This is a genomic window from Streptomyces sp. 8K308, from assembly GCF_004348315.1.
GTDB lineage: Bacteria > Actinomycetota > Actinomycetes > Streptomycetales > Streptomycetaceae > Streptomyces.
The window spans coordinates 1-9606 of the sequence record NZ_SMKC01000276.1; the positions used below are offsets into that span (position 1 = coordinate 1).

At 73.3% G+C, this 9606-nt stretch carries 5 protein-coding genes and 2 pseudogenes; 1 reads left to right on the forward strand and 6 read right to left on the reverse strand.

Annotated features, from left to right (window positions below):
• Positions 1-1078 (forward strand): acyltransferase (locus tag E1265_RS27860; RefSeq protein ID WP_243741160.1); only part of this gene is annotated, 1078 nt, incomplete at its 5' end.
• 33 nt (positions 1079-1111) lie between these two features.
• On the opposite strand, the gene E1265_RS27865 is transcribed toward E1265_RS27860, so the two are convergent.
• From E1265_RS27865 to E1265_RS39720, 6 genes and pseudogenes are all read right to left on the reverse strand, one after another.
• Positions 1112-3424, reverse strand: a complete 2313-nt coding sequence (locus tag E1265_RS27865) for a glycosyltransferase (protein WP_243741161.1) — start codon at positions 3422-3424, stop codon at positions 1112-1114.
• Positions 3421-4857 (reverse strand): glycosyltransferase family 29 protein, encoded by a 1437-nt coding sequence (locus E1265_RS27870; RefSeq protein ID WP_243741162.1) that lies wholly within the window; start codon positions 4855-4857, stop codon positions 3421-3423. The genes E1265_RS27865 and E1265_RS27870 overlap by 4 nt, the downstream gene beginning before the upstream one ends.
• Positions 4858-5182: 325 nt before the next feature.
• On the reverse strand, positions 5183-6637 hold the full coding sequence (locus E1265_RS27875) for a polysialyltransferase family glycosyltransferase (protein WP_132933760.1): 1455 nt from the start codon (positions 6635-6637) through the stop codon (positions 5183-5185).
• Positions 6634-7617, reverse strand: a complete 984-nt coding sequence (locus E1265_RS27880) for a glycosyltransferase family 2 protein (protein WP_132933761.1) — start codon at positions 7615-7617, stop codon at positions 6634-6636. Before E1265_RS27880 ends, E1265_RS27875 begins: the two co-directional genes overlap by 4 nt.
• 204 nt (positions 7618-7821) lie before the next feature.
• Positions 7822-8334: pseudogene (locus E1265_RS39715) on the reverse strand (serine protease); the annotation flags it as partial.
• 501 nt (positions 8335-8835) lie between these two features.
• Positions 8836-9366 (reverse strand): annotated as a pseudogene (locus tag E1265_RS39720) (ATP-binding protein); the annotation flags it as partial.
• Positions 9367-9606: the final 240 nt, after the last annotated feature.

Below are 9606 nucleotides of genomic sequence, written 5' to 3' on the forward strand. Positions count from 1 at the left end.
CACCCCCACGACCGCCGCCGTAACGACGCCACCCCCACGCACCTCCTCCGAGTCCGTCCGCGAACACCGCCACGATGTCGACCTGATGCGGCTCGTCGGCTCCGTCGCGGTGATCTTCCTGCACACCGCCTCCACCTTCATCCACGTCGTCGAGGGTCAGGAGGCCAACGGGGCCGGCGCCTACTGGGTGGGGCACGTCGGGGAGGCGCTCAACCGGTTCGCGGTGCCCCTGTTCTTCGCCATCGCCGGCTGGGTGGTGCTGGTGGGCGCCCCGCCAAGGGACGAGCGGAAGATGTGGACGCGCATCGTCCGCAACACCGTGCCCGTGTTCGTGTGGAGCCTGGCCTACGTTGCCTGGGCGTGGCTGCGCGACCTCAACGAGGAGCCGGCGGTCGACCTGGCCGTGCAGTCCTTCTTCGGCGAGATACGCCCCGCGTACCACCTGTGGTTCATGTACGCGTACATCCCGATCGTCGCCGTGCTCGCCTTCGCGGTGCTGGTCAAGGACGGCAAGCGCCCCTGGGGCCTCGGCCTGGCGCTGCTCGGCGTCGCGGCGGGCCCGACCATCTTCTCCACCGTGGCCGAGGTCACCGGCTTCGACGAGCTGCCCTCCTTCGGCTGGAGCTTCGGCACCTACCAGGCGATCTACGCGGTCGGCGGAGCGCTGCTGATCGGCCTGCCGCACCGGATCTCCCGGCGGTGGCGCTGGCTCCTGCTCGCGCTGCTGCTCGCCACGACGGTGGGCACCGTCTGGTACGCCACCGAGATCCACTACCCCATCCCCTACGCCCACCTGTTCGTCGGCCTCTCCACCCTGAGCCTGATCCTGCTGCTCAACCGGGTGCGGATCCCCGAGCGGTGGCGGCCCACGCTCTCCAGGCTGGCCGGGGCGGCGCTCGGCGCCTACCTGGTCCACGTGTTCTTCGTCGAGGAGCTGGTCGCGCGCGTCGTCTCGGCCGACATGGGCGGCTTCGTCGCCGTGCTGACGCTGCTTGCGATGCTGTCCTTCACCCTCGTGCTGTCCTACGGGGCCAGCATGCTCTGGGGCCGCCTCGGCCTGCGGCGCTGGCTCGGCTGATCCCGGCCGGGCTGGCACGGCGCGGCGGCGGGTTCAGGCGGCCGGTCCGCCGAAGACCTCGGCCAGCCGCTCCACGTTGGCCCGGGTGACCCGCCACAGCTCCTCCTGCCGCCCGAGCACGTCGGCCACGGCCGCCCCGTGGTTGGCGAGCAGCCCGGCCGCCCGCTCCACCAGCATCGCGCCGAGGTCGACCTCGTGCACCGAGATCCCCCACTCCGGGCGGCCGATGTCGGAGAGGAAGTACGCCATCTTCGGGTGCGAGATCAGGCTGATGATCGGCGTGCCGCAGCCGAACGGGATCATCCCGGCGTGCCCGCGCATCCCGATCACCAGCCTGGTCCGCGCGAACTCGGCGTGGATCCGCGCCACGTCGTAGTCGTAGAGCGGTACCACCGGCAGCGAGATGCCGTGCTCGCGCCGCAGGTCGAAGGCGATCCGCTCGTCGTCGAGCGAGTGCGCCACACAGCGCACCTCGGCCAGCTTCCCCAGACCCCGCACGGCCTTGGCCAGCTCGCCGAGGAAGTGCCCGTAGTCGTGCCCGAAGCGCAGTCCCGCCCGGTCGTAGGCGCAGTTGAGCAGGATGGTGTCCGCCCGCTCGCCCGGCTCCGGGTCCCGCCAGCCGGCCACCAGACGCCGCGTCACCGTCGTCGGGCACGGCTGGTAGCGCACCAGGTCACGGAGGTCGGCCGGCAGCAGCTCCCGGACCCGCTCCACCGAGCCGTGGTTGCGCAGCCCGAAGAACGCCGACCTGGACACCAGGAGCCGCAGGCTCTCGGCGAACCGCCGCGCCGGGTAGGACTGCCCGTCGAACGCGTTGTAGCCGACCGCGAACACCGCCAGCGGCACCCGGATCCGCTCCAGCATCCGGTCGGGCACGTTCCACTGCCAGCCGCTGTTGCCGTTCGGCATGGTGTCGGGGATGAAGAGACCGCCGCCGCCCACCACCAGGCCCCGGCGGGCGTTGACCCGCTCGAGCGCCGCCTCGTCGAAGAGCCGGTGCGCGTGGATCGCGTGCCAGCGCGCGGGCCCCGGATCGGGGTCGAAGCAGAGCCTGACCGCCTCCGGCAGCACCTTGTCGCCCGCGTTGCCCTGCCGGTCCATGAAGTAGGCCACGTGCGCCAGCTGTCCGGCCGCCCGGCCCTCGGCCGGCTCGGCGGGACGCGGCTCGGCGCGCCGGTGGACGAGCGCGCAGGTGCGGTTGAGCGGGTCGGCGTCGAGACCGCGCAGCGCGTACTCCCTGGCCCGCCCGTCGTCGCCGCGCACCCAGGCCAGCTGGGCGAGCCGGCCGAGGGCGCGAGCCGCGTGCCTGGGATCCCCGGCCGCCAACAGCAGGTGCGCCTCGGCCTCCTCGTAGCGGGAGACCGAGCCGAGGGCGCTGCCGAGCACCTCGTGCGGCCAGGCCCAGTGGGCCGGTATCCGCACCCGGCTGAGGACGTCCACCGCCTCCTGGTAGCGGCCGGCCCCCACATGGGCGCTGGCAACCTCCCTGGCCACCCTCACGTCCCCGGTGCGCTCGACGATCCCGGTGCCCAGGTGCGTCACCAGGTCCGGGTGCTTGGCGCCGGGCAGCGCCATGAACCGGGAGGCGAACTCGTGGTCGCGGAGGTCGTGCCGGTGCCACGCCTCCTCGGCCCGCGCGTAGCCGCGCTCGCCGCCGGCCCACGGCTTGTGCCGCCCGGTGTAGTGCAGGATCCGCACCTTGCCCGGCACCGACTTGTCGCCGCTCAGCCGGCGCTTGACGAAGTTGTACGACGGGTCGAGCCGGACGAAGTCGCCGGCCAGCACCGCGTTGAGGATGCCCTGGTCGTGCTTGTCGAGCTCGTACTTGCCCGAGCGGCCCGTCTCGTCGAGCCGCGCCCAGAACGCGTCGGTCAGGAACTCGCGCTGGATCACCAGCAGCCCGCTGTTGAGCTTCTCCGGCCCCCTGTCCGGCCCGTGGAAGAACTGCGGCACGGCCGCCAAGCCGGTGCGCAGCCGCAGCAGCTCCCCGATGTCGCCGAGCACCACCATGTCGGTGTCCAGCGTGATCACGGTGTCGTAGTCGCGGATCAGGAAGACGTCGAGGATGAAGTACGCCTTGCGGACCAGGTAGTTCTCCGGGTCGCCCTTGACGAACCCGTCATACCGCGCCGGGTCGATCCGGCGCGGCCGCACCCGCGGGTGGAGCCGGTGGATCGCCGTCAACGAGGAGGGCCGCAGGTCGTCGTAGAGGACGACGAAGTCCTCGCAGACCGTGGGGTTGGACAGCGCCAGGCTGCGCAGCAGCACCAGGAAGCCCGGCAGGTAGTTCTCGTCCACGTAGGCGGCGAAGGCGACCCGGCGCCTGCCGGTGACGGTCGCGCTCACCGCAGGGCGATTCTCGTGTCGGTGATCTCCCTGGCCCGCTCCATGACCCACTCCCGCTCGCTCTGGTAACCGTGGACGGACGCGATCGGCAGCTTCATCGCGGCGGGCAACCGGTAGGCGCCGCTGGCGTAGAAGTCGAAGCCGATGAGGTCGATGCGGGGGTTGACGTCGAGGAAGTCGAGCAGCCACAGCATGTTGAAGCCGCTGGTGGGGATGGTGCTCAGGACGGTCTCGTCGAGCCTGCCGACGTCGCGCACCGGCCAGCGCAGCGAGGCGTCGTTCACGTACGACTGGGCACCGGGCACGAGGCGTTGGCGCATCGACCGCCGCCAGGTGTCGTCGACGCCGCCGAAGACGAGCCGGATGTCGACGCGCCGGTCCCAGTTGAAGCCGTGCTTGTGGATGGTGGCGTGGATGTCGGTGCGCTCGCCGGTCGCCCGCGGGTCGATGCGGAAGGAGTTGAACCGCACCACCAGGTCGTAGGAGTCGATCTCCGCGCCCATCCGACCGGAGCCGACCAGTTGGGAGTTGGCCACCAGGCAGATCGTCCGGCCGGCGACCAGGTTGCGGAAGTCGCCGAGGGTCACGACGCGGGTGCCGCCGAGCAGCGGGTCGGGCAGCGGGCCGCGCTCCCGCAGCGCGCGGTACTCGGCGTACCGGGCCAGCAGCTCGCGGGCGTCGGCGAGCGGGGCGCCGCGGTCCTGGCGGTCGGCCACGTACGCGTCCATGAACTGCCCGAGCGCGGTGGCGATCTCGGCCGCGGGCCGCCCCTGGTCGACCATGGCGCGTAACGCCGCCACCTGCCGCGCCAGGTCACCGGAGGCGACGCCCTCGGACCACAGCTCGGCGTCGTGCCGGCCGGCGTGCGACCTGGCGGCCGGTAACTCGGCCTCGAGCAGCGCCAGGATCGGGTCAAGCGACGCCGCGCTCTGCCGCAGGCCCGCGACGCGCGGCAGTATCCCCAGGTCGTCGCCGTCGCACAGCGCCACATAGCGCTCGTGCGCCTCGGCCGCGAGATCCTCGTCGCCCAACTCTTCGAGCACCTGCGCCCGCAGCCGCCAACCCGCCCTGGAACGCGGCCGCTCGGTGAGCAGGGCGTCGGATATCAGCGCGGCGAGCCGCAGCTCCGGCCCCGAGCCGCAGGCCAGCGCCCGCTGCCCGGCCTGGAGCAGCGCCTCGAACAGCTCACCCCGGTCCCGCGACCAGGAGGCGGCGCCGGCCGCCCTGGCGACGGCCGGGTCGAGCGCGTAGGCGGCGAGCAGCGCCCGCAGCGCCTCGGCGAGCCGGCCGCGCCGCTGCTCTGCGTTGGCGACCAGCTTCGCGCCGTGCAGCGCGCAGGCGCGCAGCGCGTCGGCCAGCGTCGTCCGGCGCACCCCGGCTGGCCCGCCGCGTAACCTGCGACGCTCAAGCCACGCGGGCTGTGTCGTTGCCATCGGGCGCTCCAGGAGCTCGGAAGGACGTCGGCGCTGGGTCTGTCTTCTGGATCTTCGTGGAGCAGCGAGCGGCGGATGGCTCCCCCGGCTAACGCTGGGAGGTGCCCCCATTCGCTGGCAAGGCGCCCCACGCGGCGGAGCCGCACATCGACAGCAGCGCAGCTCGTACTCGGCCGTACTCGCGCGCAGCGTCGATATGCCCCACGCCGCGGAGCGGCACATCGGCACCGCGCGGCGTGGGGCAACGCGGCGTGGGGCCCCTCCCGGACGGAGTCTGGGGGAGGGATGCCAGTCGTCGCGAGCACGAAGATGCGGATGGCAGGCCCTAACCGCGGCGCATGGTGCGCCTCACCTTGCGGGCCATCCGCAGGGCCGCACGGCCGCCGGGGAGCTGGCTGGTGAGGCCGGCGGCGATACCGCCCGGCAGGGCCAGGGTGGTCAGCCGGGCCCGGTTCACATAGCGGGTGGCCGCCTTGCCCTGGTGCGCGGCCAGCCACTCCTGGGCCTCGGCGCGCAGCCCCGGGTAGCGCTTGTGCTGCATGCAGTAGCCCACGGTCCGCACCAGCGGGCCGATCTTGGCCCCGGCGTCGGCGCGCTCCGTGACCACCTCGCCCGCCCGGCGCTCCTCCAGGTCGGGCACCAGGGCGTCGACGATGGTCAGCGGCACCCGGTTGCTGTTCTCGTAGGGCGTGATCGCCCCCAGCACCGAGTCGGTGCCGACCCGGGCGATCGGGATGGAGTAGTAGGCGGACGCGGTCAGCAGCGCGGTGGAGAAGCAGCCCACCACCAGGTCGGGGCGCAGCCGGCGGAACACCGTCTCGGCCAGCATCGGCGTCTCGAGCAGGGTCAGCCGCACGCCCACCTCGGCCGCGACCTTCTCCAGCGCCTTGTTGTAGCGGGAGGGAGCCGTCGGGTGCGGCTTGAAGACGACCGAGCGGCAGCCGGCGGCGGCCGCGCCGCGCACCATCCGCTCGTGCAGCCGCTCCTCCTCCTCCTGGCTCAGGATGTTCAACGCGGCGAGGTACTGCCCGAGGACGACCGCGGTGGGCTCCCGGTCCGCCGCCGCATCGCGCTCGGACGGCTCGGACGGCTCGGCCAGTGCGGCCAGCGCGGACTCGGCCTCCTCGGCGCCCTCGGCCTCGGTGATCTCGTCGAGCACGGCGCGGAACGCGGCGCTGGGCACTATCTCGGCCGGCACGTCGAACTCGGTCAGCAGCATCGGGCGCAGCCCCGGCACCAGGTCCAGGTGCAGCAGACGCTGGATCCGGACGGCGGTCGGCCAGGCGAGCCGGTCCCTGGTGGGGCCGTAACTCATCAGGCCGTCCGCGTAGACGTGCACGTCGGCCTCGGAGAAGATCGCGGCGAGCGCGACGGCGTGCTTGGCGTGCACCGACTCGATGACCAGGTCCATCGGCCCGTCGGGCAGCTCCCAGACGGTGCGCAGCAGCCGCCGCCAGAGTGGCACGTCGTGCTCGCGCGGCGTCCAACTGCCCGGGTGCTGCGGCTCGATCGCGTCGTTCCAGCTGAGCACCCGGTCGAAGCGGGTCAGTATCCGGTCGAAGCCGGGCATCTCGGTGAGCAGGGCGGCCGTCTCGGGGACGGCGGCGTTGTTGCTCACCAGCAGGATCCGCTCCTCGGCGGCCTCGTCGGGGCCGAAGAGGCCGGCGTCGAGGGCGGCGGCCAGCGTGGCGGCGCCGTACAGCGTGGAGACCTCGAAGATCTGGGTGCGCGGCGCGGTGCCGGGCGCGCCGGTCGCCGCGGTCGTCGTGTCGGTGCTCATGAGGCCGCGGCCACCTTCCGCGTCGTCGTCCGGCCGAGCAGCCGGCGCAGCACCCGGCCGCGCTCGGCGCCCATCTCGTTGATCGTCCGGTCGAGCAGCTCCTGCGGCATCCGGCGCAGCGCGTCCGTCGACATCTGGCGCAGCTTACGGCCCACCTCGGGCTGGTGCCGGTCGGCCTTGCTGATGTGGTAGGCGATCATCGCGCAGTAGGTGCGCACGATCTTGGGCAGGAACCGGTCGGCCTCGGGGTGGGCCACGACCTCGTCCAGGATCAGGTCATGCGCGGGGATGAAGTCCAGCTGCCGCTCGTCGCCGATCTGGGTGAGGGAGTTGCTCACCCCGCGCCGGTAGAAGAGGCCGTGCAGGTCGACGGCGGCGTAGGAGCGGGTGCGCAGGTGGAGCTGCCAGGTGAAGGGCCGGTCCTCGCAGGTGCGCAGGTGGGGCTCGAAGCGGACGCCGAACTCGTCGAAGACGTTGCGCCGGCAGACCACCGACCAGGCGTTGGGGTAGTCCACCATGCTCTTGCGCTGGACCGGCAGGACGCCGTCGCGCGGGTCGAGCACCGCGTTGCGGCGCGGCGCCGGGGCGCGCTCGAGAACCCGGCTCGTGCCGTTGACCTGGACGTGGTCGGTGCGCACGAAGTCGCAGTCGAGGGACTCGGCCGCGGCCAGCAGCTGGGTGAGGTAGCCGGGCGCGTACCAGTCGTCGCCGTCGAGGAAGGTCAGCCAGCGACCGCGGGCGGCGTCGATGCCGGTGTTGCGCACCTGGGCGAGGCCGCGGTTGGTCTCGTGGTGGAGCACCCGGGCGCCGGGCAGCTTGGCGGCCGCGCGCTCCAGGACCTCGCCGGTCGCGTCTCTGGAGTTGTCGTTGACGAGAATGAACTCCCGGTCATCGCCCGCGTTCCGGGCGAGCGCCCGCAGGGTGTCGGGCAGAAAGTCTTGCACGTTGTAACAGGCGACGATGACGGAGAGTTTGGTCACGCTGGCTTCCAGTGGCTTTGGTCAGGTAGAACGCGACGTTAAACAGATTGCCGACGCGTAAGGGTACGAGAGAGTGACGTCAGGGTGAACGGTGCCGGTACGGTCGATGATCCCACCGTCTCGCCCGGCGCGTGACATAACGGGCGAGACGGTGGGGCGGGCACCGGGCCGAACGGGATGGACAACCGGCCGGCGGCTCGGCGGTCAGGAGCCGAGCTGCGCCGTCAGCTCGTCGGCGTAGCTGGTCAGTCGGGTGTAGACGCCGGGGTAGCCGGGGCGGGCACAGCCGTTGCCCCAGGAGACGACGCCGGCCAGCCTGCCGTCGAGCACCAGCGGCCCACCGCTGTCGCCCTGGCAGGTGTCCACGCCGCCCCGCGGCAGACCGGCGCAGACCATGGCCGCGGAGTCGAACTCCGCGCCGTAGGACGCGTCGCAGTCGGCGTCCGAGACGGTCGGCACCTCGGCGGTGCGCAGCTGGTTGGAGGACGGGCCGTTCTCCCGGGTGGTGCCCCAGCCCACGATCCGCGCCGAGCTGCCGGCGGCGTACACGTCGGTGTCCTCGGCGCCCACGGGGGGCAGCGTCTGGTACGGCATCTCCTCGGTCAGCGTGATGACCGCGACGTCGTTGGTGATCGTGGCATCGTCGTAGTCCGGGTGCACCCAGATGTCGCCGGCCGCGATCTCGGTGCCGTCGGTGCCGTTGCGGCGCGGATGTGTGAACCGCACCACCCCGTCCTCGGCCAACGGCTCCACCACCCGCAGCCGGACCGCCTCGGCCACCTCGGCCGCCGCGCGTGGCCGCCCGGCCGACCGCAGCGACTCAACGGTGGGCGACGCGGGCTCGAGCCCCGTCGCCAGGCTCGCCAGCAGCAGCGTCTCGCGGGCGCCGGGCGACAGCGGGCCGAGCAGCCGCCGCGCCTCGGCGCGGAGCCGGCCGGGCAGCGGCAGCGGCTCGCCGGGACGGGGCACCGCGCGCCCGCCGGCCACCGCCGTGGCCAACTCCAGGGCGAAGCGCGGGTTGCCGCCGCTGGCCCGATGGATCTCCCGCGACGCCCACCCGGGCAGGCCGGCCCCCACCCGCCGGGCGAGCAGCTCCACGAGCCGCCCGAACTCCAGCGGCCCCACCGGCAACTCCTCGGCCGGCTGGGGCAATGCGCGTAGACGACGGGCGCCGTCGCCACCGACCAGGGGCGTGCGCACGGTGGCCACCACGCCGACCGGCAGCCGCCGCACCCGGCGTGCCGCGAAGGCCAACAGCTCGGCGCTCGGCCGGTCAAGCCACTGCAGGTCGTCGATGGCGAGCACGACCGGCCTGCCCGGCCGCGCCAGCGCCCGCAGCAGCGACAACACCGCGAGCCGCAACGCCAGTTCGCCCTGGAGCCGGGACACGGCCGCCGGCCCGCCGGTGAGCGCCGCGTCCAACGCGGCCCGCTGGGCCGCCGGCAGCGCGTCGACGGCGGCCAGAGCCGACTCGTCGAGCTGGTCGTCCAGGAACGGCAGCCCCGACTCGGCCCGCGCCGGCGCGCAGCGCAGCACCAACGCGCCGTCCAGGGCCGCGCCCTCGGCCAGCGCGTCGAGCACCGTGGACCTGCCGATGCCGACCGGACCTGAGAGCAGCAGCGCCCGGCCGCGGCGCAGCCGCTCCCGGGCGCGCGTCAACAGATCGGCCCGGCCCACGACGGGTCCTTCGGCGCCGGGAGGAAGACCGTGGAGTTCACGTGGGGGGCGGCCGTCCGCTATGCCAAGCACCGATCAATACTGATCGAAACCCCCGCCGCCGCTCAATACGACGCCATGGGACCTTCACGTCCGGATCGCGCCGCGCCGTTTCGCAGCGCCGCGCCGCCCGGGGCGGCGCCGGCCGTTCGCGGAGCGCGTACCGCGCGACGGCTGACCCCGCCGCGCCGCGTTCCTACCCTGGAGGGATGAGCGACCACGCCCCGACACCCGCCCCCGACGAGGCCGAGCGCCAGGCCCGCGTCGTTCCGC